Origin of the sequence: Corynebacterium sp. HMSC08A12, assembly GCF_001807485.1 — a bacterium.
GTDB classification, from domain to species: domain Bacteria; phylum Actinomycetota; class Actinomycetes; order Mycobacteriales; family Mycobacteriaceae; genus Corynebacterium; species Corynebacterium evansiae.
In genome coordinates, this window is sequence record NZ_KV789168.1 from 63,591 (window position 1) to 90,037 (window position 26,447).

Sequence of the window (26,447 nt, forward strand, 5' to 3'; positions counted from 1 at the left end):
CTGAAAAATTCGGGCGCTTTCGGTTGCGCCTAGGAAGCCAAAAGTTGTTTTCCTAGTAACTTCGGGGGGAGTTACAGCGCAAAAGGAAGGCATGATGACGTCTCCGTACATCGACGAGGAACGCTGGCCGCGCCTGGTTGCCGCCCCGCAATCTCGTTTTATGGGCCGCCGGGCCGAGGCCGTCACCACGCGCATGGAAGCGCTACTTTCTTCTCACGGAATTGCTTTGAACGCCGGCTCGGTGCCGCACATGGTCGTTCGGGACGGCCAGGTGATCGATCGGGTAGTCGCCGAGGGCTGGTTGGGCTTGGCGGAAGGCTACATGGCCGGGGAGTGGTCCGCCGAACCGCTCCCGGAGGTTCTTGGAGCCTTGATGGATCAGCCCTTCGAGGGGAAGTTCGGGGAGTTTTTCGCCCGCCGGACTCCGAAGCGCCGCGGTCCGGCTCCGGGGGAGCTGCCGGAGGCCCTCGTGGAGCTCTACGCCGGCGCCACCCGCGCCACGGGCGCCGCCCAGTTCAGTAGCGCCTCCCGCACGAGCGCGCATGAGGACGGCATCGACTTCACCTGGTTCGGCGAGCCGGACCCAGTGGAGCGCCTTGACCTGGACGACGCGCAGCGCCGCCGCATCACCACCATGCTCGACGAGGCCGAGGTCGGACCCGGCGACCGCGTGCTGGAGATGCCCTCCTCCGGCGGCCAGCTGGCAGTGCAGGCCGCCAAGCGCGGCGCCCGTGTGGACGTTCTGACCAGCGACGAGGACCACGCGGACGCCGTACGCGCCCGCGTCCACACCGCCGGGGTCGGGGGAGCAGTGAACGTGGAGGTCATCGCCGGGCCGGTGCCCTCCCCGCGCCAGTGGTCCGGCCGCTACGAGGCCATCTTCTCCGTCGAGCGCATGGAGACCCTGGGGCTCGGGGGTTTGAGCCACTACCTCAAGGCTGTCGACCGCATGCTCTCCGACGACGGGCTGGCCGTGATCCAGTCGATCATCGCCACCGACGAGATGCGTGAGACCGCCCGCGAATCCCTGGACGTCATGCGTGCCTACGTCTGGCCCGCCCTGGAGTACCCCACCGTCCAGCAGGTCCGCGAGGCCGCGGCCGAGCACACCCAGCTCACCGTCGTCGCGGAGAACAACCTCAGCGCCCACCTGCGCGCAACGTTGCCACTGTGGCGTGCGAACTTCCTCTCCCGCGAGCGCCAGGCCGCGGCCGCCGGCTTTGACCCGGTGTTCCGCCACCTCTGGGACTACCAACTGGCTCTCCACGAGGCCCTGGCCACCTCCGAAGACATCGGGTGCGTCCAATTCGTCCTCGCCCCGAAGTAGTTTTGCGATTTCCCCACGGGGCTCGCCGGATAGTTTTAGCGTAATAATAACTATTCGCGCATAACCCCCGAGAGGAACTCTTTCCGTGACTACTCCCACGAACCCCGATGTCATCATCGTTGGCGCCGGCCTGGCCGGCCTCGTCGCCGCCTACGAGGCGCAGAAGTCGGGTCTGAAGGTCCTGATCCTGGACCAGGAAAACCGCAACAACCTTGGCGGACAGGCATTCTGGTCGCTCGGTGGCCTGTTCTACGTGGGAAGCCCCGAGCAGAAGCTGATGGGGGTCAAAGACTCCGAGGAGCTCGCCTGGCGCGACTGGGAGAACTCCGCGCAGTTCGACGATTCCCAGAACGACTACTGGCCGCGCCGCTGGGGCCGCGAGTACGTCCGCTTCGCAGCCACTGAAAAGCGCGACTACCTCAAGGCCCTCGGCCTCAATGTGCTGCCCACCGTCGGCTGGGCCGAGCGCGGTTCCGGAGACGCCAGCGGCCACGGCAACTCCGTTCCTCGCTTCCACCTGACCTGGGGCACTGGCCCGGAGGTCGTGCGCGTCTTCCGCGAGCCCATCGAGGCCGCGGAGGCGGAAGGCAAGGTCGAGTTCCGCTTCCGCCACCAGGTCGACGAGCTGATCGTAGAAAATGACGCCGTCGTCGGCGTGCGCGGCAGCGTGCTGGAACCGAGCGATCTGGACCGCGGCGTGGCGTCCTCTAGAAAGACCGTAGGGGAGTTCGAGCTGCGCGCGCGTGCCGTCGTCGTGACTTCCGGCGGCATCGGCGGCAACCTCGACCTGGTGCGTCGCGCGTGGCCGACCGACCAGTGGGGCCCGGTGCCGAACGACATGGTCACCGGCGTGCCCGCTCACGTCGATGGCCGCATGATCCAGATCTCCGAAACCGCCGGCGCGAACCTGGTGAACACCGACCGCATGTGGGCCTACACCGAGGGCATGAAGAACTGGAACTCCATTTGGCCCGGCCACGGTATCCGCATCATCCCTGGCCCGTCCTCCCTGTGGATCGACGCGACCGGCAAGCGTTTCCCCAGCAACATCATCCCAGGTGGCGACACGATTGCTACCATGAAGCACCTCGGCACCACCGGCCATAGCTACTCCTGGTTCATCCTGAACAAGACGATTGCCGACAAGGAGTTCATCTTCTCCGGCTCCGAGCAGAACCCGGACCTGACCATCAAGAAGGTTAAGAACCTGCTCTCCAAGGTCGGCCCCGGCACGCACCCCGCCGTGAAGGCATTCATGGACCATGGCGAGGACTGGGTGGTCGCCGACGACCTGGGTTCCCTGGTCGAGGGCATGAACGCCATCGCCGATGACGATGCCCCCGCCCTCGACGTCCACGACCTGCGCCGCATCATCGAGGACCGCGATTCGCAGGTGGACAACAACTTCAGCAAGGACGCGCAGATCAACTACATCCGCACTGCCCGCGGATACCTGGGCGACAAGATCGTCCGCTGCGCTGCCCCGCACCGCCTGCTCGATGAGTCGAAGGGGCCGCTGATCGCCGTCAAGCTGCACGTGCTGACCCGCAAGACCCTCGGCGGCATCGAGACCGACCTTTCCGGCCGTTGCCTGCGCACCGACGGCTCGGTTCTGCCCGGCCTTTACGCCGCCGGCGAGGTCGCCGGCTTCGGCGGTGGCGGCATGCACGGCAAGAACGCCCTCGAGGGCACCTTCCTCGGCGGCTGCATCCACTCCGGCAAGCGCGTCGGCGAGAACCTGAAGGCGACTATTGCTCAGCTCTAACGAATGGCGCGCCGAGGCACTTGAGTGCGGCGCCGTGCCGCTCATTGAGAAGGCCCTCCGCCGTATCCGCGCTCAGGACCGGCACTTCAATGCCATCTCGGTTCTCCTGGACGACGAGGCTTTGGAAGCCGCCGCCGAGCTCGACTCCAGTACCGACCCTGGCCCACTGCACGGTGTACCGGTGCTCATCAAAGAGGAAGTCGACGTTCGCGGAGTGCCCACAACCTACGGCACTAATGCGAACCCCACGCCCGCCGCCACCGACGACGAAATCGTTCGTCGCTTGCGTAACGCGGGCGCGATCATTCTGGGCAAAACCACTATGCCTGCCTTTGGCGCGTTCCCCTTCACCGAGTCCGAGGCCCGCGGTATCACCCGCAACCCGCACAATACGAGCTACACTCCGGGCGGTTCCTCCGGAGGCTCCGCCGTCGCCGTTGCCGCTGGTTGGGTGCCTTTCGCCGTCGGCGGCGATGGTGGCGGGTCCATCCGGATTCCCTCCGCGCACTGTGGCCTCTATGGACTAAAGCCCGCTCGCGGCACACTGCCGGGGGAGGACCTGTGGTGCCGTCTCGGTACCGCCGGTCCCATCGCCCGTTCTGCACGCGACTGCGCCCTTCTTTTTGACGCCCTATCTGACTCCGTCGCTACCGAAACCGAGGGGGCGTCAATAAGAATCGGCGTGAGCCTGCAACCCTCAACGCCGCTAACCCCACCGCATCGTGACCATGTCCGTGCTGTGCACGCGATAGCTGAGCGGCTGCGCGGAATGGGCCACGAGGTGCGCGACTACAGGCTGCGGCATAAGGATCCGACGGCGGCGTTCGTCACTCAGTTTTTCGCAGGGATTCGCAAGGAGATTGCAAAGCTGGAGTATCCCGACCGCATCGAAAGGCGCCACAAGGTCACCCGCGCGGCAGGTGTGTGGGCCCAAGGTCCGGTGCTGCGCTGGGCCGAAGGATTCTCAGATCGGCTGGGGGAGCAGCTGGATCGAGTGTTCGACGACATTGACGTGCTGCTGACCCCGACTGTCGCTTCCCGCCCGGCGCGCGCCGGTGTGCTGTCGGGCAAGGGCATGCTGGCTGCACAGATCGCTAGTCTGCCATCGGTGGCTTACACCGCTCTGTGGAATGTTTCCGGACACCCCGCGCTGAGTATTCCCGCAGGTAGAGGAAGCGATGGTCTGCCCGTCGGCGTGCAATTGGTGGCTCGCGACGAGCGCCTTCTGCTGGATCTAGCTAGCGCTTCATCATCCGCGCCATAATTTCCGTCATGGCGCGCCGCGGCATGCGCTGCGACACGCTCATTAGCACCTTGTTGAACGTACCCGAGACCACAGACGGCGGCGGGGACTTGCGTAGCAAGGATTCGATTCCATCGGCCACAACGTCGTGGCTGCTCATTCGCTTCAGCCCTCCGTCGGCGCGGTCGCTGCCCGCCACCCGGAAGAACTCGGTCTCCGTCGGCCCGGGGCACAGCGCCATAATCCGCACGCCGGAGCCCTTCCGCTCGGCGTACAGACCCTCCGTAAACGACAGAACAAACGACTTCGTCGCGCCGTAAACGACCATGCCGGGGGAGGGCTGGAACCCCGCGATAGACGCCACATTCAGAATGAATCCATTCCCGCGCTCCTCGAACCGCGGCAGGAACATGTGCGTCAGCTCCACCAGCGCGTGCACGTTAACCGCGATTTCCGCGCGGAGGCGGTCGGTCGGGATGTCGGTAAAGGATTCGTAGTTGGCGAAGCCCGCGTTGTTGATCAGCGAGGTCACCGTAATCCCGCGCGTCGAAAGCTCCCACGAGATCTCGCCGGCCACGCCGTGCTCGGATAGGTCTTTGGCTATTACCTCGACCTTTACTTTATGACGCCTCTTAATCTCCGCCGCAATCTTGTTCAGCCGATCCTGGCGGCGCGCGACCAGTACAAGGTTTGCGCCCTTGGCTGCCAGTTGGGTGGCGAATTCCTTGCCGAGGCCCGAGCTGGCGCCTGTGATGAGGACGGTTTCTTGGGAGAGATCCAAAGTGCTCATGGTGTCATTTTTACACGAAATCTGGGGCTTGGGTGGAGAATGAACATTAGGTCAAACGTTCTAGTAAAGATTGAGTCTTTGCATTTAAGTAGCCAAAAACCTTGACTGTGGTCGATTGTATGTTCTAAACTGGTGTCAGTTCACGAAGGGGATCGTATGAACACCACAACACTCGCCACAAACACCACCGAACCGCCGCCCGATACTGTCGAGCCCTACTACCGGCTTGCGCGTTCCGACGACCCACTAACGGCGACGTCCCGTGCCCTCAATCTGACCCACCTCGCCATGGTCGAGCAGTCTACTCCGGCGCCGGACGACCTCGTTCCTGATCATGTCTCCAAGCTCGCGGTGCGTTTCGGCATCAGCAAGGTAGTGGCGGCCAACTATGCCGACGCTGGGCTGATGCTCCAAGTCTTCCCACAGCTCCACCAGCTGTTCCGCAGCGGCGCTTTCACTATTCGTCATATCCAGCAGGTCACCGAGGCTGTCGAGGCCGTAGCCCCGGACAAGCGCGCCGAGGTGGAACAGGAGATCCTGAAGGCCCTTAAGCCCACCGTGCCGAACCAGCAGGTTCCCACCCCACGGGCGGCCTACAACAAGGTCAAGGCGATTGTGGGGGATCGGGACAAGCTAGCGGTTCCGCTGGACGACACTCCGCCCATGGACACGAATTCGCCCGAATTGGTGATCGACCGCAGCCAGTACGAGACCACCGCGTTCACCCTCACAGTGCCGCGCCTGCGCGGCGTGGAGCTGCACAAGGCGGTGAAGGCGGCCTCCCTGAAGCGCGGATGCTCCATGGGGGAGGCTTTCCTGGCGATGCTCGAGCAGAACATCACCACCGACGTCACCTTGAACCTGTACAAGGCCGTCGGCCCGCAGCCCCGCGGAGTCTTCGCCGAGGATCACTGGCTGTCCGAGGCCGCTAGTTGCGAGTGGCTCGCGAAAGTCACCCACCTGGCAGCCCCCGGTTACACCGCGACGGAGGGGTACCAGCCGACGGAGTTGCTGCGGGCGTCAGTAATAGGGCGCGATGGGCACTGCCGTTTTCCGGGCTGTGATGCGCCGGGGTACACATGCGACATCGACCATGTGCACCGCCACGCCGACGGCGGACCGACGTCGACGGCGAATATGCATCTGCTCTGTCGTACCCATCACCGGCTGAAAACGGCCGGTACCTGGGACGTTGCGCTGCACGCCGATGGCACCGAAGTGTGGACCTCGCACGGAGACGGCCACGAGGTTGTCACCGTGCCCGACGGGCCACTAGCGCGCGAGAACTTCGCCGAGCGCGGGGTGCGCAAGGCGCGGGTGGTGCGCAAGCTTAACGAGGAGAAGCTCAACGCCGATCCGATGATGCCGCGCGGGCTGTCCATCACCCGCGAGGAGCTGCAGAAGATGCTGAACTGCGCCTCCGTCGGAGAAATCAAGGAAGAGCTTCAGCGGCGGATCAAGAGTGAGATCACGATCGCCAACGCCATCGCCGAGCTGGCGCGAAAGGAACTGAACAGCCAGATCAAGCAGCTCAAACAATTGCAGAAGGACGAAGAGGAGCCGCCGTTCTAACCACTACTTTGAGGAGGTGACGGGCAGTACCAGCAGCGCGCCGAACACGCAGATGATACTGCACATCAGGAACATGCCGGGGTAATCGAAATGCCTCAACGCGAGGGCCGCGAGGCCACCGCAGAACATGTTGCTGACCCCCTGGGTGAGCGACATCAGCGACACGTCGCGCGCACGGTTCTTCTTGCTGGGCAGCGACTCATTAACCATGGCCTGATCCACGCTGCTGAACACGCCCCAACTCAACCCCAACAGCGTCGCCGCGGCATAAACCAAACCCATGCCGGTGGCGATAGTCATCATGCCCGTAGCGCCCGCGACACCAAGCGCCGAGACGACCACCAGGATCTTCCTCCGCCCCAGCCGGTCCGACACGCCACCGCTGACGAACGCAGTAATGATGGTGAATACCGCATACAGCAGGGTCAGCTCCAGTACGCCAGCATCCGGGTCGGGCACGCCAATGTGATCCCGCAGGTAATACAGCAGGTAGAACAAGCTGGTGTAGTTGGCCAGGTGAATCACGAAACGGCTGGTGAAAACAAGCCAATAGTTCCGGTAAGAGCCCTCGTCGCCGACCGTCGCGGACAGCGAATTATGCGGACGGACGTGCACGTCTACGTGACCGCGCCCGAAAGCGAATTGGAAGATAAAGAGAAGGGAAATGACGCCCACAACCCAGTACGCCTGCTGAATCGGCAAAGCTGCGGCAACGGCGGTCCCGCCGACAATTCCGAAAGTGTAGGTCGCGCCGACGATTCCGGACACCAACCCGAACTTTTCTTGGGGGACAACATCCGCGGTGACTGTCATCAGGTTGTTCGTTACGAACGCCACGAACACCTGAACCAAGCACCACAACCCGGTGAGCACCCAGAAGCTGGGGCTGAAGGACATCAGCAGCAATCCCAGCGTTACCAACGGCGCGGCCAACAGAACCCACGGCAGGCGCTTGCCCCAGCGACCCACCCAGAACCAGCTGCGGTCGGCGATATATCCGGTCAGCAGGCTCGTAACTACGGCGGTCGCACCGCCGAGCATCATCATGAGGGCGAGGGAATCCTCTTTGTTGTCGGGCCGCAGCTCGATCATCTGCAACCCCAGCAGCAGCTGCGTGGGGCCGGCCCAGGCGAAGACGGAGCCGAAGAAGGCCACGCCGAACTTCCAATAGAACCGCTTCGGCTCGCGCTCGGCGGCGGTAAGAGTCTGCAGCATCAGTGGCCCTTCTCTCTGAACTCGGCATCGATTTCCGGGGTGATGGCGCCCTCGCGGATCAGCGCCTGTAGCAGACGCCCAGCGGGCTTGACTTGCCGGTCCACGTTCACCACGCCGAACTTCTGCGCCATCCCCTCGGACCACTCCCAGTTGTCCACGAAGCACCAGTGGTAGTAGCGCTCGACCTCCGGAACGCGGGAAAGCTCCGCCAGGTGGTCCAGGATGAACGCGCAACGGAAGCGCTCGGCGGCGTCGGCGGTGCCGTTCTCGGTGATCCACACCGGCAGTTGGTAGCGCTTCGCGAGCTCGGCGGAGACCTCCGCAATCCCCGGCGGGTAGACTTCCCAGCCGAGGTCATTAGTTGGGGTTCCGGGGAAGGTGGCGTCAGAAAAACCGCGCACCGCCGTGCGCGAGTAGTAGTTAATGGCCACAGCATCGGCGAAGACCCCGCCGCTGGGCAGGTCGAGGCCGGGGCGACCGAGCACGGGATGGAAGCGCCCCTCGAAGAAGGCAGGCTCGATCGCGCCCTGGAAAAGCCACTCGACCAGGGGAGTAAGCAGCCGGTGGACGGGGTTGCGCGGGTTCATGGGGGCGAAGACTCGGCGGTGGTGGGCGAAGGTGACTCGCGGATTGTCCAAGCGTGAGTGGATACGCTGGTAGGCCAGCAAGTGCGCGGCCGCCATGTTCCGCAGGCAGGGGCGTACCTTCGGCAGGCCACCGCGGCCGGGTGGGGTGGAGCCGAAGAGGTAAGCCTCGGTGGCGAAGACGTTCGGCTCGTTGATGGTGATCCAGTCGGTCACCACGTCACCCAGATGGTCGAGCACGACGTCGACGTAGCGCAGGAAGATCTCCACGTTCGGCTCGCGGGTGAATGCACCGGTGGCTTCGAACCAGGCGGGGTGGCCGAAGTGATGCAGGGTGACTAGCGGCTCGATGCCGCGTTCGCGCAGGTCAAGAAACTCTTCCCGGTAGCGTTGGAGTGCGTCGTGGTCGTAACGACCGGGCTCGGGCTCTACGCGCGACCACTCCACGCCGACGCGCGCGATCTGCAGGCCGAGGTCGCTCATGAGCTGGTTGTCTTCGCGCCAGCGGCGCCAGTGGTCGGTCGTGGGGTGCGGGGTGGTGCCGTCCTTGGCGACCCACTCGCTCCAATTGTTGGGGCGCGGCGATCCTTCGATCTGTAGCCCGGCCGATGCGGTGCCGATGCGGATGTTGCTGAGGTCCATGCACTTAACTTATTGACGCCCTTAGTTTCCGTTGGCAAAGTTTTCGGTTTTTACCCCATCGGGGGTAATTGGTTTGCTACAACAAAGTAATGCTCAAGAAAACAGCAGCGCTCGCATGCGCAACAGCCATTGCATTTGCCGGATTCGCGTCGCCCGCCGAGGCTGCGCAGATAACTAAGAGGGAGAAGGTCGCATATTCCAATGTGTTCGGCGACCTGCACATGAGGTTGCCGAAGACGGTGGACCGAATCGAATACACGACGACCACCTCGGAGGGGAAGAAAACCCAGGTAAGCGGCTACATTGTGGAGCCGGTCGTGGAGTGGAAAGGTAAGGGGCCGCGCCCGACAGTGGTGATTGGCCGCGGAACGGTCGGGCAGGGAGACCAGTGCGCGCCGAGTAGGAACTGGCCGCTTGATGGGCAGCCGGATCCGATCAAGGCGAAGCGGACGGTGAATCTGGAGGGTATCTACGACTGGGTATTTGCCTCCAAGGGTGTGCGCGTGGTGGTGACCGACTACATCGGTATGGGAACCCCGGGAATTCATACGTACATGAACCGCGATGACCAGGCGCACGCGATGCTGGATGCGGCGCGCGCGGCCGGCGTGGGTGACGGGCCGGTGGCGTTCTACGGGCATTCGCAGGGTGGCGGCGCGTCGGCTGCGGCGGTTGAGGCGGCAGGTGAGTACGCTCCGGAGCTTAACGTGGTGGGGGCCTACGCCTCGGCGCCGCCTGCGGATCTGGAGGCGGTGCAGCGGAACATCGACGGATCGGACCTTATGGGGGCGATCGGCTTCACGATCAACGGCTTGTTGGAACGCTATCCGCACCTGCAGCCGCTGCTGGATAAGCACCTCAACGAAGAGGGCAAGCAGGCGCTGAAGGATCTATCCACGATGTGCACCGGGGAGATTACGGACAAATACGGGCACAAGAAGACCAGTGAGTGGACAAAGTCGGGCAAGACGCTCGATGAGTTGTTGAAGGAGATGCCCGAGGCGCGGGAAGCTATGGAGGATCAGCGCATTGGGCTTAAACGTCCGGTGGCACCGGTGATGGTGATATCTGGGCGTCACGATAAGAACGTCGAGTACAACCAGGCGAAGGAACTGGCGCGCACGTGGTGCGAGAAGGGGGCGCAGGTCGAGTACCGCGACGACATCATGCCGCCGGTGGGTGAATACAATCACTTCATCCAGGCGGTGACGGGCGGCGCATTCGGTATCGACTTCATCTTGAAGCGTTTCCGCGGCGAGCCGCTGGGGCGCACGTGCGAGGCGCCGGTGGGGCAGCTGCAGGGATCCGTGGAAGGCAGTGCAGTGCTACCCAACGTGGCGGGAAGCTAAAGTGTCATAATGTATATTATCGGCTAATCCCTGGACTGCCACAGCTGATAGCAGGTGGCGGCCAGGAACAGCGCGCAGACCGCGGCGAAGAAATACGTCAGGCCCGTGCCCTGCCACAGCAGGTAGCCGATAAAGAACAACAGCACCACGATGCGCATGATGCGCGAGTACTTGAGCATCTCCGGAGACATGTGACCGCCGCCTACTTATCCTGCTCGAGAACCAGCAGCAGATCGATGGTGCCTTCGTCGGCGATCGTCGCGGCGACGAACTGCGGGGTCTGGATGTCGAAGTCGCTGCGCTTGAACGGGATGTTGCCCTGCAGGATCACGTGCTCGCCGGTGCGCAGAACCTTCAGCTCGGCGGTCACCGGATTCTTCTTGCCGCGCAGCTCGAGGTCGCCGGTGACCTTTACCTTCTCGGTCGTGCCATCGTCCGGCAGATTGGAGACGTCGGCGGGCTCCGTCAGCGTAAACGTGGCCTTCGGGAACTTATCGGTGTGCAGGATGCTCTTGCGCACGTTGATGTCGCGCTTTTCCACGTCACTGCTGATGCTGGCAACGTCGACCGTGATCTTGCCCTCGGTGAGCTTCTTATCCTCAACCTTAACGTCGCCCTCAACGTCTTCGGTGCGGCCCGAGGTGGTCTTGGAGCCGGCGGGCAGCTTCTCGTCGAAGGTGTAGCCAGCCTGCGAAACGTTGTCACCGGCTCCCCTTACCACGTGCCAGGAGCCGTCTATTCCCACGCTGGCAGGCTCGCCACCTGCGGTTATGTCGGCGGTTCGCAAGCCTCGGTCGCTAAAGTAATTCGCCACCAGCGGCCCGAAAGCCATCAGCACACCGACAATCATGCCAATTACGGCGAGAGTGATGATTCCCTTACGCATGCCCTATAGCATAGCCCCTCCTACCTGCGACCCCTAAGTTGCTCGATGCGGCGGGCCATGCTCTCTAGTTCTGACGCCAACTCCTCCACCACCTCGGCGGACTCCCCTTCCTTTGCGGCGGTGCACAGGTCCTCGGCGGCGCAGCGCAGCTCGAAGAGGTCATCGTGGAACTTCTCGGCCGCGCTGGCCGACATAATGACGGAATCCGCCGGGATCGAGGTGCCCGCCAACTGGGCGCGCTGCTCGTAGGCGCGCTGGCGGCACGATTGATTGCAAAACTTGCGGGGCCGGTTCGTCGGGCCGGGTTCAACTACCCTGCCGCACCAGGCGCAGTGCTTTGGTCGAGGCATGGAACAATTCTTAACGAAACTTCGTTGTTATGATGGATTAGTTCGAACTGATTTAGGAGTGATGAAGAATGGCCGATCGCGTACTGCGTGGAAGTCGCATGGGTGCCGTTTCTTATGAGACGGACCGCGACCACGACCTAGCTCCCCGCCGCATGGTGAAATACCGCACCGAGGCTGGGGAAATTTACGAGGTTCCCTTCGCCGACGATGCGGAGGTTCCACAGGAGTGGATGTGCAAGAACGGCCAGATGGGCACGCTGGTCGAGGGCGAAGGCCAGGAATCCAAGCCGGTGAAGCCCCCGCGCACTCACTGGGACATGCTGCGCGAGCGCCGCAGCCTCGAGGAGCTCGACGAGCTGCTCGACGAGCGCATCGAGCTGCTCCGTAAGCGCCGCCGCACTGCGGTGAAGCTCATGAAGGAGCAGCAGGAAGCGAATCAGAAGTAGCTACGCACGGTGCCGGCACCGATGCGCCAAGACTCCTGAGCCAGGTTCTTGAACTGGTTAAAGCGGTGCGCGGCACCCCACTTCGTCACCTGCAGCAGAGCCTCGGAGACGATGTTGCCGCTCATCTTGGAGTCGCCAATCTCTCGCTCGGTGAAGGTGATCGGAACCTCGCGCACGTCGAAGCCGGCCTCGACGGCGCGCCAAGCCAGATCCACCTGGAAAACATAGCCGGCGGAATCGACGGCATCCAGGTCGATCTCCTCCAACACCTCGCGGCGGTATGCTCGGTAGCCGCCGGTGATGTCGGACAGGCCCGCGCCCAACGCCAGAGAGGCGTAAATGTTGCCGCCGCGGGAGAGAACCTCGCGGCTGACCGGCCAGTTCACGGTCTTGCCGCCCTTGACGTAACGGGAACCCAGGACCATCTCCGCGCCAGAGTCGATGCGGTCCAGCAGCAGGTACAGCTGCTCGGGAGCGTGGGAGCCGTCGGCATCCATCTCGCACAGGATCTCGTAGTCGCGCTCCAGACCCCAGCGGAAGCCGGCGATATAAGCGCCACCCAGGCCGCCCTTGCCGCCGCGGTGCATCACGTGGATCTTCGAGTTCTCAGCGGCCATCTCGTCGGCCAGATCTCCGGTGCCGTCCGGGCTGGAATCATCGACGACGAGGACGTCCACGCGCTCGGGCTCGGCCTTTAGCAGTCGACCGATGATCAGAGGAAGGTTTTCCCTCTCGTTGTAGGTCGGGATGATGACCAGTGTTTTATCGCTCAGCTTAGTCATGAAAAGCTTTCTTACCTCTCCTATAAGTAAATGCCACGGACAGCAGACCCAGAATAGCTAGAATCCATTCCACCCATGGGCCGACGCGGGCTGACAGTGTCATTGTATCGCTTAGGGGCAACTCGGCCTCGAGGGCGTCAGAAGTAAAAATGGCAGTGCGCTGCTTCACCGAGCCATCGGGCGCAACGATCGCCGACACACCCGAGGTCGCGGCGACCACCACGGCGCGATCATACTCCTTGGCGCGCATGCGGGACATGGCGAGCTGCTGATACGTCATGTCGGTAAACCCGAAGGTCGCGTTGTTCGTCGGGCTGGTGAGAATCTGCGCGCCGCCCTGCACAGCCATGCGGAACGCGCCGTCGAAGCTGACCTCGTAGCAGGTGGCCACGCCGACGGGGACGCCGTTCATGTGGACCACTCCGTTGTCGTCGCCGGGCTGGAAGTTGCCGGCGCGGTCGACATGCTCGCTGAAGTTGCGCAAGAAATCGCGGAAGGGCATGTACTCGCCGAAGGGCTGCAGGAAGCGCTTGACGTGGCTCTCCCCTGGGCCGTCGCTATCCCACACCACCATCGTGTTGTGCTCCGGGCTGACGGTGCCGACGAGGATCGGCGCGTCGACGGAGCGCTGGGCACGCTCGATCTGCTGGCGGGCGGCAGGATCGGTGAAGGGATTGACGTCAGCAGAGTTCTCCGGCCAGATGACGATGTCCGGATCTGACTCCAACTGCTCGGTGCGCCGCACGTGGTTATCCAGCACGGCGCGGCGCTGGGCATTGAAGTCCAGGCCCAGGCGCGGAACGTTGCCCTGCACCGCGACGACGTCCACGGTGCGGTCGGTGGGCGTGGCGGGGATCAGTAGCGCGTAGGCGGCTATCACGGCCACCACGCCAGCCAAGGAGTACACGGGCGCGCGGTGCTTGCGGAGGCTCAAAGCCAGGAGCAGGCCGATCAGCACCACGGCGAAGGTGACAAGCGCGGGGCCACCGAGGCGGATCAGCCAGCTAATCGGGCCGCTGGCCTGGCCCCACGCGATGCGCCCCCACGGGAAACCCCCGAAGGGAAAGGAAGAGCGCAGCCACTCAGTCGCGACGAACCAGGTCGGAATGCCGATGATCTGGGCCGGGAGGGGGCGTCGGACCAAAAGCTTTAGGCCTGCGCCGAACAGCAGGCTGTAAAGGGACTGGATCAGCGCCAACGCGATCCAGGCGGCCGGGCCGACGAACTCCCCGACCCACGGCAGCAACAGGCCGTAGATGGTGAGGCCCTGCACCCAGGCCATCAGCATGGCGTGACGGTGGTCGGCGAAGTAAAACAGCAGCGCGAACCCGAGCGGTGCGGCCCACCACAGGCCGGTCGGCTCGAAGGCGGCAAAGACCATCACGCCGCTAAAGGCAGCGGCGAGGAGCCTTAAAATCATCCGTTCTCGCCCGCGCGGTGGTCGATGACGTCTCCCCAACCGCCCGAGTTCTGGATGTGGCTAACGCGCGAATAGGTGGTCACGCCGAAGCGTTCCAGGGAACGGCGCGCGGCCTGGCCCAGCATCTTGCGGATCAGGGACCGGGTCGGCGGAATCAGGAAGAAGATGCCAAAGAAGCTCGTAACGATTCCGGGAACGGCCACGCCCACTGCACCCACCATGGATAGCGCCATGTCGGCCGTGAGCTCCCCGGGGTGATCCTTCTGCTGCAGCGCGCGGACGGTGAGCTCGCGCATCTGCCAGGTGGCCAGGGCGATACCCAGCACAAACAGGCCCAACAGAAACAGCAGTGCCCAGCCCCAGCCGATCCACACTCCCAAGAGAATGAAGGCGATGATTTCCACGACGAGATACACGGCGGGTAAGAATTGCATGGCTGTAAGGAAACTCCTAAAGTATCCGTCTGAAAAATTGTTATGAAAACGCGATCTTTGTAACGAAAGCGTGCTTACATAACGATAACGAAGGTGTAGGAAAAATAGTTCCTACACGCGATAGCTTAACTACGTTTTAGGGAGTACTTCGATGCGTCTACGCCGCTCTATCCTCGCTGCAGTTCTGGCCCCCACGGTTGCTCTGGCATCCGTCACCCCGGCAGTGGCAGAAACCGACACCCAGAGCACGAGCTCCAGCACCAGCACCAGCTCGAGCGACTCCGACGAGTGGTGGGACGGCCTGCACCCGGTTGCAAAGGTTGCGATCGGCATCGCGGCGGCCACCGGCATCTCCGTGGCCTTCGGGATCCTGCGGACGATCTTCTACAACATCTTCCACGTCTAGCGTGGCGCGCGCCGCCACAGCCAACGCGGGACCACCTGCATGGTGGCGGCCAGCAGCTTCAGGGAGCGCGGGATCCACACGGATTCCGCGCTTTCGTCGTTGATGGCGCGAACCGTGGCCTCGGCGACCACGTCCGGCGTGGTGGACAGCGGCGCCGGATCCATGCCGCGGGTCATCCGGCCGATCACGAAACCCGGGCGCACGATCACCAGGCGCACTCCGGTGCCCTGCAGCGCGTCCTGCATGCCCTGGCAGAAACCATCCAGGCCGGCCTTCGCCGAGCCGTAGACATAGTTCGGGCGGCGCACGCGAGCCCCGGCGATGGATGAATAGGCCACCAGCACTCCCCTGCCGCGGGACTTCATCACCCGGGACAGCTCCGTCAGCAGCACCGCCTGGGCGGTGAAGTCCGTGTGCAGCACGCGGTAGACCTCGGAGGAGTCGCGCTCTGCGAGCTCCTGGTCGCCCAGCACGCCGAACATCGCCAGCGCCACGTCCAGCGGGCCGGTGGCCTCGATCTCCGCGATGAGGTCTGCGTGGGAATCCACGTCGGTGGCGTCAAAAAAGAAGGAATCGACCTGTGTGGCGCCGAGTCGGTACAGCTCATCGGCCAGTTCCGTGGTGCGGCGGGCGGCGAGCACCAAGTGGTTGCCGGGGGCGAGCAGGCGTGCGATCTCGCCGCCGATCTCGCTGGTCGCGCCGAAGATTGCAATTTTCTTAGCCATCGAGGGCCACAACTCCTCGTCTCATCGCGGCGACCGCCTTGCGGGAGGCCGCCTTCACTTCATTGGAATAGCCAGTCAGCTTGATCTGATCCAGCAGGTCGATCACGCGGCGGCACCAGCGCACGAAATCGCCGGGGGTCAGGGTGGCGCCGCTGGCCTCGGCCGCGCGCAGGCAGTACTCCAGCGGGGCGCCGGCGGTCCACTGGTGCACCGCGGTGGCAAAGCCCAGCTCTGGCTCGCGGGTCACGGCGAGGCGGTGGCGCTGCTCGTCGGTGGAAAGCTCCTGGTAGATGCGCCACGTCTGGCTGATCGCCTCGGCCAGCGGCTCGGTGGGCACGCCATCGTCCTTGGCGCCGGAGTCGCGACGGTTCTCGAATACGCAAGTGCTGGCCACGGCCGCCAGCTCCGCCGGGTCCAGCTCGTCCCAGATACCGCGGCGCAGGCACTGGGCGACCAGCAGATCGGACTCGTGGTGGATCTTGGACAGGCGCTCGCCCTCCATGGTGATGCGGGCGGTGTTGCCCTCGAGCTCCACGTAGTCCAACTCCGCCAGCAGCGCGAGGATGCGGTTGAACTGGGCGGACAGGGAATCGGATTCCTGCGGCTGCTCCTTCTGTTCGAACTCTAAGCGGCGGGCGGCCTTCAGGTACTGCTCGGCGGCGCGGCAGAGCTCCTCGCGGCCCTCCCAGGCGTGCACCGGGTGGGCGTGGACCTGCTCGCGCAGCTCGACCGCACGCAGGGAGCGGCGGCGAGCCCGGGGCTTGAGCTTCTTCGGCTTATCCAGCTGCAGGCGGCGCAGGTTGGCGGCCACTCCCCTGGCCTGCCGCTTCGGGTTGCGCACCACGCCCTTGTGCAGGCGCATGTGGCCGATGTGCACCGGGGTGTTGCCGAACATGTCGGGGTTGATACGCTCCACCCAGCCGTCGTCGGTGATGATCGTCGGCCGGCCGCGGTGGTCGGCACGGGCAATCACGGCGGTCGTGGGGTTCTTGCCGGTGGGCAGCGCGATCACGTCGCCCGGCTGCAGAGACTGCAGCAGGGCCGTGGTCTCCGTCGAAGCCTCGTCGATGACCATGCGCTTGGCGCGGCGCTCCTCCTGTGAAAGCTCGCGGCGCAGCTGGCCGTACTCGGTGACCAGCTGGAAGTCCTCGTTGAGGCTGTTCGAGGGGCGGCGCACCTCGCGGATCGTGGCCTTTAGCTGCTTTTCCTGCTGGGCCAGCTCTCGGCGCCGCTTCTCTATCTGCTCGGCGCTCTCCACCACAGCGCCATTGGTCTGGTACTGCGCAAAGGAACGCAGCAGCAGCCGGTGGGCCTCATCCAGCCCCATCGTGCCGATGAGGTTCACAGCCATGTTGTAGCCCGGACGGAAGGTGGAATCCAGCGGATAGGTTCTTGTTGACGCCAAGTCTGCAACCCCATAAGGGTCCAGCCCCTGGCTCCACAGCACCACCGCGTTACCCTTCGTGTCGATGCCTCGGCGGCCGGCGCGACCCGTGAGCTGCGTGTATTGGCCGGGGGTGAGGTCGGCGTGCGTCTCGCCGTTGAACTTCACCAGCTTCTCCAGCACCACCGAGCGGGCAGGCATGTTGATGCCCAGCGCCAGGGTCTCCGTGGCAAAGCAGACCTTCAGCAGGCCGCGGGCGAACAGATCCTCCACTATGTGGCGGAAGGCCGGCAGCATGCCGGCGTGGTGGGCGGCGAAACCGCGCGACAGGGCGCGGCGCCACTGGCGGAAGCCCAGGACGTCCAGGTCCTCCTCCGTCAGGTCCGCCACGCCCGCGTCGATGGTGCGCAGGATCTCCTCCCTTTCCGACGGGGACGAATAGTCCACGCGGTCGATCAGCAGGGCGCGGACGGCGGCGTCACAACCAACGCGCGAGAAGATAAAGTAAATCGCAGGCAACATGCCGGCGGTGGCCATGTGCTGCACCACGTCGCCACGCTTTGGCCCGCGGCGCTTGCCAGTTTCCTCGGCCTTCGCGGCAGCGGCGACGACCTTGCGGTTGATGGCGCCGAGGTGCTGCTCCGAGCCCTCGAAGAGGGGCAGAATCTGGCGGCCGACCATCATGAACTGGGTCAGCGGCACCGGTCGCTTCTCCGTGACGATGATCTCGGTATCGCCGCGGACGGCGGACAGCCAGCCGCCGAACTCTTCGACGTTGGAGACGGTGGCCGACAGGGACACGAGGATCACGCGCGGATCGAGGTTGAGGATCGCCTCCTCCCAGACCGGGCCGCGGGAACGATCGGCCAGGAAGTGCACCTCGTCCATGACGACGTGCGTGAGGGTTTCCAGCCGCTCGGAGTCGGCGTAGATCATGTTGCGCAAGACCTCGGTGGTCATCACAACGATGGGCGCGTCGCCATTAATGGTGACGTCGCCGGTGAGCAGACCCACGTTGGCCTCGCCGTAGCGCTCCACCAAGTCGTGGAACTTCTGGTTGCTCAAGGCCTTGATAGGCGTGGTGTAAAAGCAGGTGCCGTCGCCGTGGAAGGCGGCGAAAACGGCAAACTCGCCGACGATGGTCTTGCCCGCGCCCGTCGGGGCGGCGACAAGCACCCCCTTGCCCCGGTCGATAGCTTCAGCCGCTTGGATCTGGAAGCCGTCCAGCGGGAAGTCGTATTGGGCGCAGAAGCGCTCTACCTGGGGGCTAGAGAATGTCATCGAAATCGCTGCGGGTGAAGTCTTGAGCCTTCGGGTCCTGGCGCTTCGGCGAGTCGATCGGGCGGGCCGCGCTAGTGGACTGCGGGGCTGGGGTGGCAGTCACCGGGCTAATGGGTTCCGGTGCGGCGATGTCGGTGGTCTCGTCGTCATCCACCTCGAGCCAGTCCGCCTGGTTCTTCTTGCGGCGCTTGTCGTTCAGGCGGGCGATCTGAGTGGCGATCTCCATCATCGCGCACAGGGAGATCGCCAGGATGACCATGGAGATCGGATCCTGACCCGGGGTGACGAACGCTGCAAAGATGAACAGAAACGCCCAGATGAAGCGGCGCTTCTCCTTCAGCTGCTGGTACGTGACCACGTGTGCCAAGTTCAGCAGCACGGTAATGAGCGGCACCTCGAAGCTCACGCCGAAAATTAGCAGCAGCGCCATGGCGAAGCTGAAGTATTTCTCGCCGTTCAGGGCAGCGATCTGCGCCTCGTCGCCGATGGTCAGCAGGAACTCCAGGCCAAAGGCGAGCACGAAGTAAGCCAGCACCGCGCCGACGGTGAACAGTAGGCCTGCGGAAATACCCACGCCTAATGTCCAGCGCTTCTCGTTCTTGTGCAGGCCCGGGGTGATGTACGCCCAGATCTGGCCTAACCAAATTGGCGAGGAAAAGACCATGCCTGCCAACGCGCCAACCTTAAGACGCAGCATAAACATCTCAAAAGGGCTGGTAGCCAGCAGACGGCACTCCCCCGCCTCGGAGCCAAAGCGGGCCTCCGGCGGCAGGTTACAGTACGGTCCGCGCAGCACCTCGCCCAGAGACGGGATCGGGCCGACCTCGACGTTGTACCAGATGTAGCCGATGATCGTGCCGATGAAGATGGCGACCAGGGAAATGAAGACGCGCTTGCGCAGCTCATTGATGTGCTCGACGATGGTCATAGAACCATCGGCGGGCTTCTTTAGCTTCTTAGCCACTTAACTTTTAAGCGTTGTGCTCGTTCGGCTGCTCGGACTTGGGCTGAGCCAGGTCTTGGGCCTGCTGCTGCTCGGCGGTCGGAGCCTGCTTCTTTGCCAGCTCCTTCTGGTCGCCGTCAGTCTTCATCTCGTCCATTTCGGACTTGAAGATGCGCATCGAACGGCCCAGGGAACGCGCTGCGTTGGGCAGGCGGGTCGCTCCGAACAGCAGGAAGATGACCAGAGCGATGATTAGTAGTTCAGGAACGCCAAGGTTCGGCATTATCTACGAGCTTTCTGTCGTTGGGATTGGTCTTACTATCCTAGCTCGCGAGCCTCGTAGGCATCGAGGCCACGCCGGGCTAGGGCTTTTAAGTTCTCGGCCAATGGTAGCGGTTCTACCTCGCGAATACCGGATGAAAAACCTAGCAGGAACCTTAAAAACCATTCACCGGTATCCGGCACGTCGACGACCAGCCGGGTTTCGTCCTCGACCACCCACATGGGGAAGTACTCCAACATCCACCGCAGCGATTCATCTAGTTCCAGACGCGCCCAGCTGTCACTGAGGCCGAAACCGAAGGGATCTTCCGGGTCGATCTCGGGTACCTGTTGGGCACTGGCCGAACCCTCCTCCCCCAGGTCGAGCCCGTCAATGCGTGCAAGCGCAAAGGTTTTTGTAGTGACGCCACGTTCCCGCGCCCACAGGTAATACTCGCCGTCCACGAGGGCCACGTGGTCGGGGTCTACCGTGCGGGTGCTGAAGCTATCGCTGGACAGCGACTGGTAGTTAAAGGTGACCTGGCGGCGCGACTGGATGGCCTCCGAGAGCTGGCGGCGCAGCTGCACATAGGCGGGGGTTGAGGGCGCCGTTTCGGGGGTGAAGGAATCCGTGTACCCGCGCCGGGAGCGTAAGAGAGCCTGAATCTTCTCGCTGGCGGAGTCGATGTCCGCCTGCGCCTCCGCCGGCGCGGTGGAGCGCAGCGCCTGCAAGTTCAGCAGCAGCACACCGGCCTCCATCGCGGTCAGGGCGAGCGGGCGGTCCAGGCCGGCGGAGAACTCCACGGAGGCACGCATGCGATCCACCGTGACCTCCACCGGCATGTCGAGGATGCTGGCGGGCACGCGGCACTGGGAAACCTGACCGAGCTCGTGGGCGATCTGCGCGGTGGATAGGTCCAGCGCTCGAGAGGCCGCCATCAGGCTGCTGTCCGGGTGGGACCGGAACCAGGCGAGGACGGACAGGGTACGGAGGAATTGTTCGGCATTGGAACGAGGGAGCGTCATGAAGCAGCCTCCTTGAGAACGGCAACAACATCGGCGACGACATCCGGCGGCGAGGTGACGATTACGTGGGGCGCGTAGGCCGCGGCGGTGCGGACGAACCAGTCGCGCTCCACGGGGCCGATCTGGCCATCCTCGTTGGCCAGGCGGCGCAGCTCCCAGGCGCCGGGCTCCGGGAACTCCACGGTGGCGGTGACCATCTGGCGGCTGCTCAAAAGCCCCTGCTGGATCAGCTGCTGTGGAGTGCCTTCTGGGCGCGGGTGCTGGGCGAATTCGGGCAAAGCGGTGACGGAATCGATGCGCGCTAAGCGGAACGTGCGCTGGGCCGTACGGTCCGGGTCGAAGCCCGTGACGTAGACCAAGCCATCCTTGGCTCCATAAGCCCAGGGCTCCAGGCGGCGCTGTTGGGGAGTATCGACCAGCGAAGGATAGTAGTTGAACTCCAAGACCAGGCCGTTGTCGAGGGCGCGGAAGATCGCGTCGAGGGAATCGCCGTCCAGGGCGGTGTGGTCCGGGACGCTCGGGACGGCGACCTCGCCGGTGGAAACGCGGTGCTGCATGCCCGCTGCGGCCAGCTTGGTGTAGGCGGAGCGGGCGGCGTGCTGCATCTCCCCCGACTGCGCCCACCGGCTGGCGGCGGCGAGGACGGTGGCCTCGCCGTCGGTGAACTCGATGTCCGGCAGGAAGGTCTGGGCGGGGTCAAGGGTGAGCATGTCTTCGCCCGTGATGCGCACGCCCAGCTCGGCAAGGTCCTGGCGGTCGCGGCTCAGCTGCTTGCGGGCGGAGCCATCCTTGGCGTGCTGGTAGCCCTCGACGTTGGCGAGCACCCACTCGATGGAGCGCGGGCCGTCGGAGTTCAGCAGTGCGATCACCAGGTTAAACAGGCGCGTGGCGCCCGGAATCCAGTGAGTCTCGACGGGGCGGTTGCGGTTCATCGGGCTTCCAGGGCTTCGATGATGCGGTCGACGTCCTCGCTGGTGTTGGCAAAGGGGTCGGCAAGCAGTGCCTCGGCCCCGTTCTCGCCGTTGACCTTCACGCGCATCCAATCCACCGTGTAGGACAGCTCCGGGTGGGCGCGCACCGCGGCGATGAAGCGGCCGCGCACCGTGGCTCGGGTCGTCGGCGGAGCCTGGCGTACAGCCTGCTCGATCGCCTCCGGAGCCAGCAGCGTGCGCGCCAGGCCGCGGCGGGCCAGCACGTTAAACAGGCCGCGGGTGGGGTGGATATCGTGATACATCAGGTCGATTTGTGCCAGGCGGGGGTCGATGGGATCCAGCCCCCGGGCGGCGGCCATGCGGTCCAGCAGGGACTTCTTGATGACCCAGTCGATCTCCGTGGAGACCGGCGAGAAGTCGCCCGTGTCGAAGCAGTCCAGCACGCGGCCCCACAGGTCCACCACGGGGGTTAGCTCTGCGTTGGGAGTGCCCCGCTCCGGGTCTTCACGCGAGGCCAGGTAGGCGCAGGCGGCGTCATAAAAAGCGCGCTGGATCTCCAGCGGCGTGGCAGTCGACCCGCTGCGCAGGGCAATGTCCACCTGGCCGGTGAAGTCGCGGGAGATCTCGCGGATAGAGCGGATCTCGTTGGCCATCTCAAAGTCCGGGAGAGCCACGCCGGCCTCGATCATCTCCAGCACCAGCAGCGTGGAGCCGACCTTCAGAGCCGTGGTGACCTCCGACATGTTCGAATCGCCAACGATGACGTGCAGGCGGCGATACTTGGAAGAATCGGCGTGCGGCTCGTCGCGCGTATTGATGATGGGGCGCGAGCGGGTCGTCGCGCTGGACACGCCCTCCCAGACGTGGTCGGCGCGCTGGCTCATGGTGTAGCCCGGGCCGAAGTTCTCGTTCGGCGCGCCGGGATAAGGGATAGCAAGCTTGCCCGCGCCGCAAATCAGCTGGCGGGTAACCAGGAACGGCAGCAGCTGCTTGCTGAGACCCTTCAGGGGAATATCGCGGCTGACCAGGTAGTTCTCGTGGCAGCCATAGGAGTTTCCCAGGGAGTCCGTGTTGTTCTTCAGCAGGTATACCTTGCCGCCGACGGCCTGCTCGGCGCGGTCGGCCAGCTCGTGAAACAACAGGTCGCCAGAGCGGTCATAGGCGATCAGCTGGTGCAGGCTATCGCACTCCGCGGTAGCGAACTCCGGGTGCGCGCCGACGTCTAGGTAGAGGCGCGAGGCGTTCTCGGTGTAGATGTTCGAGCTGCGGTGCTCCTCCACCACGGGGGCGAAGAGCTTGCGGGCAATCTCGTCGGGGCCCAGGCGCCGGGAGGAATCCTGCATGTTGGCGATTCCATACTCGGTCTCCAGGCCCATGATGCGGCGGCGGATAGCGGTCACTGGCCGCCCTTTTGTACGTAGGAGCGGACGAACTCCTCCGCGTTGTTCTCCAGCAGGCCGTCGATCTCGTCCAGCAGATCGTCGGTACCGGTGACGTTCACCTGCTGGGTGCCCGCGCCGGAGGCCTGCTCGATGGGTTCGTCGTCGTCGCGCCGACCGCCGCCGGCGCTGACCTGTCCGCCCTGTGCCATGATTAATCTTCCTTTCTGCCAACCCCGGAGATCTTGTCCGGGTTGATTTCCTTCAAGCCTGCCACGAGCTCGCCGATGCCGGGGCGCGGTTGCGTTTCCAGCAGCGCGCGTAGCTCCAACTGGTTGAACCCGCGGGGGTCGTCCATGGTGATCTGTGCTGCGCCGTCCGGGGTGTCTACGATGACGCTATCCCAGTTCGCCGAGAGGATGTCGGCGGAGTAGTTCGCCACCAGGTGCCCGCGCAGCCACGCGCGCGTGGCCTGTGGCGGGGTGTCCACCGCGGCCTCGATCTCTGCCGGGTCCAGCAGGGTTTGCATCCGGCCCTTCCGCACCAGCGCATGGTAGAGCCCGCGTCGCGGGTCGATGTCCGAGTACTGCAGGTCCACCAGGGCCAGGCGCGGGTCGGTCCACTCCAGGCCGCGCGCCCGGTAGGCGTTCATCAGCTGCAGCTTGGCCGTCCAGTCCAGCCGGTCGGCGGTGGACAGCGGATCGGCCTCGAGGTCGTCGAGGATCTTGCCCCACAGCTCGAAGACCTCCAGGTTGTCGCCGCGCAGCTCCATGATCTCCCACACGCGCTTGCGGATCTCCCGCTGGGTCTCGATGGCGGTGCGTTCCGCCTGGCCGTAGAAGCGCAGGCGGTAGGTGCAGTCCAGATCCCGGGAGACGCGCTGGACGTCCGCCACCGGCTCCAGCAGACGCAGGTCGCCGAAGTAAGCGCCCTCGGCTACCGCCGCCAGCACCAGCGCAGTGGTGCCGAACTTCAGGTAGTTGGAGAACTCGCTCAAGTTCGCATCCCCGATGATCACGTGCAGGCGGCGCCACTTGTCGGCCTCCGCGTGCGGCTCGTCGCGGGTATTCACGATGCCGCGGTTCAGCGTGGTCTCCAGCGAGACCTCCGTCTCGATGTAGTCGGCGCGCTGGCTGATCTGGAAGCCCGGTTGCTCCCCCTGCTGCCCCAGCCCGATGCGGCCGGCGCCGCAGTAGACCTGCCGGGTGACGAAATGCGGGATTAAAGCCGCCTGCACGTCCTCGACGTCCAGGTCGCGCGGGTACAGGTAGTTCTCGTGCGAGCCGTAGCTGGCGCCCTTGCCGTCCACGTTGTTCTTGTAGATCTTCAGCTCCGGCTCGGCGGCCTCGGCGGCGCGGTGCATGATGATGTCCCCGGCCTTGTCCCACACCACCGCGTCGCGGGCAGTCGTGGTCTCCGGGGAGGAATACTCCGGGTGCGCGTGATCCACATAGAAGCGCGCGCCGTTGGCGGTGATGACGTTCGCCGCGCCGAGGGCATTCGGATCCAGCACCGGGGCGGCACCCCGACGGTAGCGGCGCAGGTCGAAGCCGCGGATGTCACGCAGAGGGGATTCGTTCTCGTAGTCCCACCGGGTGCGGCGGTTCACCCCCTGGCCGCTGTGCTCCGCATAGGCCACGACGGCCTGGGTGGAGGTGTGAATCGGGCTGGCCGACGGATCGTCCACGGCGACGATGCCGTACTCCGTCTCCGAGCCAATGATGTGCGGGCCAAACAAACTTGTATCCTCCCTAGACCTTGTGCACGTCGATGTCCACGACGCGCTTCGTGCCGTGGCCGTAGATGCGCGCCCACTCCGCGGGGTTGGTGGTATCCGGCAGATCCTCGGAATCCCCCACCTCGGCCAGAACGGCCGCGTGCACGTGCTCCGGGCGCAGGCCGTCGGTGCCGTTGTGCAGTGCGTCCTTGATGGCCAGGGTCTTCGCCCGGTCCACGATATTCGCCAGCATCGCGCCGGAAACGAAGTCCGCCCAGTACAGATCCTCGCGGCTGCCGTCGGCGTAGTGGAGCGTGACATAGCGGTGCGCCTCGTCCCGAGTAAACAGCTCGTCGACGATGCTCTGCCGCAGGGCCTCCGCTGCCGCTTCGTTGGAGCCGGCAGCGGCGGAGAAGTCGGCGTCAATAGGTAGAGAAGCATCGAGGTGCTTCGACAGGATGGCGGCCGCACCGTCAGCGTCGGGCCGGGCGATACGAATCTTCACGTCCAGGCGGCCGGGGCGCAGGATGGCCGGGTCGATGAGCTCCTCGCGGTTCGAGGCGCCGATGACGATGACGTTGCCCGCAGCCTCCACGCCGTCGAGCTCGGCGAGCAGCTGCGGGACGACGGTGGACTCCATGTCGGAGCTCACGCCGGTGCCGCGCGTGCGGAACAGCGCCTCCATCTCGTCGAAGAAGACGATGACGGGGCGGCCGGAGCTGGCCACGCGGCGGGCCTGCTCGAAGATCGCGCGGATCTGGCGCTCGGTCTCGCCCACGAACTTGTTCAGCAGCTCAGGGCCCTTGATGTTCAGGAAGTACGGGGAATCCGACTGCGCCAGGGAGTTCGCCACAGCCTTCGCAATCAGGGTCTTACCGTTGCCGGGCGGGCCGTAGAGCAACACACCCTTCGGCGGGCGCAGGCCGTAGCGGGTGTAGATCTCGGGGTGCAGGAAAGGCAGCTCGACCGCGTCGCGGATCTGCGTGATCTGCTGGCCCAGGCCGCCGATGTCGTCGTAAGTGACGTCCGGGACTTCCTCCAGGATGAGGTTGTTCGTCTCCGCGCGCGGCACGGCCTCGAAGGCCCAGCCGGATTTGCGGTCCACGATCACGGAATCCCCGGTGACCACATCGCCTGCCAGGTCGCCGGCGGCCTTGACCACGTACTCCTCGCCCACCTTGTCGGCGATGATCAGCCGGTCTCCCGAGACCTCCACGACCTGGGCGATGTCGCCGAAGTCCGGCTGGCCGGTAACTTCCACGACCTGCTGGCCCTCCCCCAGGCGCACCATCGCGCCGGGCACCAGCTCGTGCTGCGGGACGTGCGGCGAGACCATCAGGCGCATCCGGCGGCCGGCCGTGAAGACCTCGGCGGTGAAGTCCCGGTTGGCCTGCAGCAGCGTGCCGTAGGTGCTCGGCGGTTCGGCCAGCGCTTCCAGCCGACCGTTGATCTCCTCCAGCTTCGTGCGGCTGGCCTGCAGCAGCTCCACGAGCTTCGCGTTGCGCGCGCCGAGCTGTCGGTTCGCGATCTGCAACTCGCGCAGAGTCTGTGGCCCTTCCGCTGATGTGTTCTCGGTCATACTGACCAG

At 64.6% G+C, this 26,447-nt stretch carries 26 protein-coding genes; 7 read left to right on the forward strand and 19 right to left on the reverse strand.

What is annotated here, in order from left to right; genetic code table 11:
• The first annotated feature begins 94 nt into the window (after nucleotides 1–94).
• The 3 genes from HMPREF3166_RS02195 to HMPREF3166_RS02205 all read left to right on the forward strand — a co-directional run bounded on the left by HMPREF3166_RS02195 (nucleotide 95) and on the right by HMPREF3166_RS02205 (nucleotide 4,356).
• Nucleotides 95–1,327: a class I SAM-dependent methyltransferase gene (locus HMPREF3166_RS02195; protein WP_070487736.1), complete on the forward strand. Its 1,233-nt coding sequence runs from the start codon at nucleotides 95–97 to the stop codon at nucleotides 1,325–1,327.
• Nucleotides 1,328–1,412: 85 nt separating this feature from the next.
• Nucleotides 1,413–3,092: an FAD-binding dehydrogenase gene (locus tag HMPREF3166_RS02200; protein ID WP_035004006.1), complete on the forward strand. Its 1,680-nt coding sequence runs from the start codon at nucleotides 1,413–1,415 to the stop codon at nucleotides 3,090–3,092.
• The gene (locus HMPREF3166_RS02205) at nucleotides 3,079–4,356 is read left to right on the forward strand and encodes an amidase family protein (RefSeq protein WP_070487449.1); all 1,278 of its coding nucleotides are present in this window, start codon (nucleotides 3,079–3,081) and stop codon (nucleotides 4,354–4,356) included. The genes HMPREF3166_RS02200 and HMPREF3166_RS02205 overlap by 14 nt, the downstream gene beginning before the upstream one ends.
• Here the strand turns inward: HMPREF3166_RS02205 and HMPREF3166_RS02210 are convergent.
• A complete protein-coding gene (locus tag HMPREF3166_RS02210; RefSeq protein WP_049050002.1) occupies nucleotides 4,331–5,125 on the reverse strand; it encodes an SDR family NAD(P)-dependent oxidoreductase in 795 nt (264 codons plus the stop codon). The genes HMPREF3166_RS02205 and HMPREF3166_RS02210 overlap by 26 nt on opposite strands.
• A 156-nt stretch (nucleotides 5,126–5,281) precedes the next feature.
• Between HMPREF3166_RS02210 and HMPREF3166_RS02215 the strand changes: the two genes are divergently transcribed.
• On the forward strand, nucleotides 5,282–6,697 hold the full coding sequence (locus HMPREF3166_RS02215; RefSeq protein ID WP_070487451.1) for an HNH endonuclease: 1,416 nt from the start codon (nucleotides 5,282–5,284) through the stop codon (nucleotides 6,695–6,697).
• Nucleotides 6,698–6,700: 3 nt separating this feature from the next.
• On the opposite strand, the gene HMPREF3166_RS02220 is transcribed toward HMPREF3166_RS02215, so the two are convergent.
• Both HMPREF3166_RS02220 and HMPREF3166_RS02225 read right to left on the reverse strand, forming a co-directional pair.
• On the reverse strand, nucleotides 6,701–7,912 hold the full coding sequence (locus HMPREF3166_RS02220; RefSeq protein WP_070487453.1) for an MFS transporter: 1,212 nt from the start codon (nucleotides 7,910–7,912) through the stop codon (nucleotides 6,701–6,703).
• Complete coding sequence (locus HMPREF3166_RS02225) at nucleotides 7,912–9,138, reverse strand: glycoside hydrolase family 1 protein (RefSeq protein ID WP_070487454.1); 1,227 nt, start codon at nucleotides 9,136–9,138, stop codon at nucleotides 7,912–7,914. Before HMPREF3166_RS02225 ends, HMPREF3166_RS02220 begins: the two co-directional genes overlap by 1 nt.
• Before the next feature lie 89 nt (nucleotides 9,139–9,227).
• Between HMPREF3166_RS02225 and HMPREF3166_RS02230 the strand changes: the two genes are divergently transcribed.
• Nucleotides 9,228–10,487 carry an alpha/beta fold hydrolase gene (locus HMPREF3166_RS02230; protein WP_070487456.1) on the forward strand — a complete coding sequence of 420 codons (1,260 nt, stop codon included), beginning with the start codon at nucleotides 9,228–9,230 and terminating at the stop codon, nucleotides 10,485–10,487.
• A 23-nt stretch (nucleotides 10,488–10,510) separates the two neighbouring features.
• Here HMPREF3166_RS02230 and HMPREF3166_RS10165 read toward each other — a convergent pair whose 3' ends face one another.
• Genes HMPREF3166_RS10165 through HMPREF3166_RS02240 form a run of 3 tightly spaced genes read right to left on the reverse strand, consistent with a single transcriptional unit; the run spans nucleotide 10,511 to nucleotide 11,723 of the window.
• Nucleotides 10,511–10,678 (reverse strand): hypothetical protein, encoded by a 168-nt coding sequence (locus HMPREF3166_RS10165; RefSeq protein ID WP_005294641.1) that lies wholly within the window; start codon nucleotides 10,676–10,678, stop codon nucleotides 10,511–10,513.
• 11 nt (nucleotides 10,679–10,689) lie between these two features.
• Nucleotides 10,690–11,373, reverse strand: a complete 684-nt coding sequence (locus HMPREF3166_RS02235; RefSeq protein WP_070487459.1) for a YceI family protein — start codon at nucleotides 11,371–11,373, stop codon at nucleotides 10,690–10,692.
• 20 nt (nucleotides 11,374–11,393) lie between these two features.
• Nucleotides 11,394–11,723 carry a hypothetical protein gene (locus HMPREF3166_RS02240; protein WP_070487460.1) on the reverse strand — a complete coding sequence of 110 codons (330 nt, stop codon included), beginning with the start codon at nucleotides 11,721–11,723 and terminating at the stop codon, nucleotides 11,394–11,396.
• Between the two features lie 68 nt (nucleotides 11,724–11,791).
• Here HMPREF3166_RS02240 and HMPREF3166_RS02245 point away from each other — a divergent pair, with 68 nt between their 5' ends.
• Nucleotides 11,792–12,169 (forward strand): RNA polymerase-binding protein RbpA, encoded by a 378-nt coding sequence (locus HMPREF3166_RS02245; protein WP_011273522.1) that lies wholly within the window; start codon nucleotides 11,792–11,794, stop codon nucleotides 12,167–12,169.
• Here HMPREF3166_RS02245 and HMPREF3166_RS02250 read toward each other — a convergent pair.
• From HMPREF3166_RS02250 to HMPREF3166_RS02260, 3 genes are read right to left on the reverse strand one after another with little or no spacing between them, the layout of a single operon-like run.
• Complete coding sequence (locus tag HMPREF3166_RS02250) at nucleotides 12,160–12,951, reverse strand: polyprenol monophosphomannose synthase (RefSeq protein ID WP_049049993.1); 792 nt, start codon at nucleotides 12,949–12,951, stop codon at nucleotides 12,160–12,162. The two genes, HMPREF3166_RS02245 and HMPREF3166_RS02250, sit on opposite strands and share 10 nt — an antisense overlap.
• Nucleotides 12,944–14,371 (reverse strand): apolipoprotein N-acyltransferase, encoded by a 1,428-nt coding sequence (gene lnt, locus HMPREF3166_RS02255; RefSeq protein WP_070487463.1) that lies wholly within the window; start codon nucleotides 14,369–14,371, stop codon nucleotides 12,944–12,946. Before lnt ends, HMPREF3166_RS02250 begins: the two co-directional genes overlap by 8 nt.
• Nucleotides 14,368–14,805, reverse strand: coding sequence for an FxsA family protein (locus HMPREF3166_RS02260; RefSeq protein ID WP_035003986.1), 438 nt, complete (start codon nucleotides 14,803–14,805; stop codon nucleotides 14,368–14,370). The genes lnt and HMPREF3166_RS02260 overlap by 4 nt, the downstream gene beginning before the upstream one ends.
• A gap of 151 nt (nucleotides 14,806–14,956) precedes the next feature.
• Between HMPREF3166_RS02260 and HMPREF3166_RS02265 the strand changes: the two genes are divergently transcribed.
• On the forward strand, nucleotides 14,957–15,211 hold the full coding sequence (locus tag HMPREF3166_RS02265; protein ID WP_070487466.1) for a hypothetical protein: 255 nt from the start codon (nucleotides 14,957–14,959) through the stop codon (nucleotides 15,209–15,211).
• On the opposite strand, the gene HMPREF3166_RS02270 is transcribed toward HMPREF3166_RS02265, so the two are convergent.
• From HMPREF3166_RS02270 to arc, 10 genes are read right to left on the reverse strand one after another with little or no spacing between them, the layout of a single operon-like run.
• On the reverse strand, nucleotides 15,208–15,936 hold the full coding sequence (locus HMPREF3166_RS02270) for an SDR family NAD(P)-dependent oxidoreductase (RefSeq protein WP_049049989.1): 729 nt from the start codon (nucleotides 15,934–15,936) through the stop codon (nucleotides 15,208–15,210). The genes HMPREF3166_RS02265 and HMPREF3166_RS02270 overlap by 4 nt on opposite strands.
• On the reverse strand, nucleotides 15,929–18,601 hold the full coding sequence (locus HMPREF3166_RS02275; protein WP_070487468.1) for a DEAD/DEAH box helicase: 2,673 nt from the start codon (nucleotides 18,599–18,601) through the stop codon (nucleotides 15,929–15,931). Before HMPREF3166_RS02275 ends, HMPREF3166_RS02270 begins: the two co-directional genes overlap by 8 nt.
• Nucleotides 18,588–19,565 (reverse strand): twin-arginine translocase subunit TatC, encoded by a 978-nt coding sequence (gene tatC, locus HMPREF3166_RS02280; RefSeq protein ID WP_070487470.1) that lies wholly within the window; start codon nucleotides 19,563–19,565, stop codon nucleotides 18,588–18,590. The genes HMPREF3166_RS02275 and tatC overlap by 14 nt, the downstream gene beginning before the upstream one ends.
• Before the next feature lie 7 nt (nucleotides 19,566–19,572).
• Nucleotides 19,573–19,827, reverse strand: a complete 255-nt coding sequence (tatA, locus tag HMPREF3166_RS02285) for a Sec-independent protein translocase subunit TatA (RefSeq protein ID WP_034987575.1) — start codon at nucleotides 19,825–19,827, stop codon at nucleotides 19,573–19,575.
• A 35-nt stretch (nucleotides 19,828–19,862) separates the two neighbouring features.
• The gene (locus tag HMPREF3166_RS02290; RefSeq protein ID WP_070487472.1) at nucleotides 19,863–20,831 is read right to left on the reverse strand and encodes a WYL domain-containing transcriptional regulator; all 969 of its coding nucleotides are present in this window, start codon (nucleotides 20,829–20,831) and stop codon (nucleotides 19,863–19,865) included.
• Nucleotides 20,828–21,763, reverse strand: a complete 936-nt coding sequence (locus HMPREF3166_RS02295) for a helix-turn-helix transcriptional regulator (RefSeq protein ID WP_070487474.1) — start codon at nucleotides 21,761–21,763, stop codon at nucleotides 20,828–20,830. Before HMPREF3166_RS02295 ends, HMPREF3166_RS02290 begins: the two co-directional genes overlap by 4 nt.
• The gene (pafA, locus tag HMPREF3166_RS02300; protein ID WP_070487476.1) at nucleotides 21,760–23,163 is read right to left on the reverse strand and encodes a Pup--protein ligase; all 1,404 of its coding nucleotides are present in this window, start codon (nucleotides 23,161–23,163) and stop codon (nucleotides 21,760–21,762) included. Before pafA ends, HMPREF3166_RS02295 begins: the two co-directional genes overlap by 4 nt.
• Complete coding sequence (locus tag HMPREF3166_RS02305; RefSeq protein ID WP_035003964.1) at nucleotides 23,160–23,354, reverse strand: ubiquitin-like protein Pup; 195 nt, start codon at nucleotides 23,352–23,354, stop codon at nucleotides 23,160–23,162. Before HMPREF3166_RS02305 ends, pafA begins: the two co-directional genes overlap by 4 nt.
• A 2-nt stretch (nucleotides 23,355–23,356) precedes the next feature.
• Nucleotides 23,357–24,880, reverse strand: a complete 1,524-nt coding sequence (gene dop, locus HMPREF3166_RS02310; protein WP_035003961.1) for a depupylase/deamidase Dop — start codon at nucleotides 24,878–24,880, stop codon at nucleotides 23,357–23,359.
• A 13-nt stretch (nucleotides 24,881–24,893) separates the two neighbouring features.
• Complete coding sequence (gene arc / locus HMPREF3166_RS02315; RefSeq protein ID WP_070487479.1) at nucleotides 24,894–26,438, reverse strand: proteasome ATPase; 1,545 nt, start codon at nucleotides 26,436–26,438, stop codon at nucleotides 24,894–24,896.
• Between the last annotated feature and the right edge of the window lie 9 nt (nucleotides 26,439–26,447).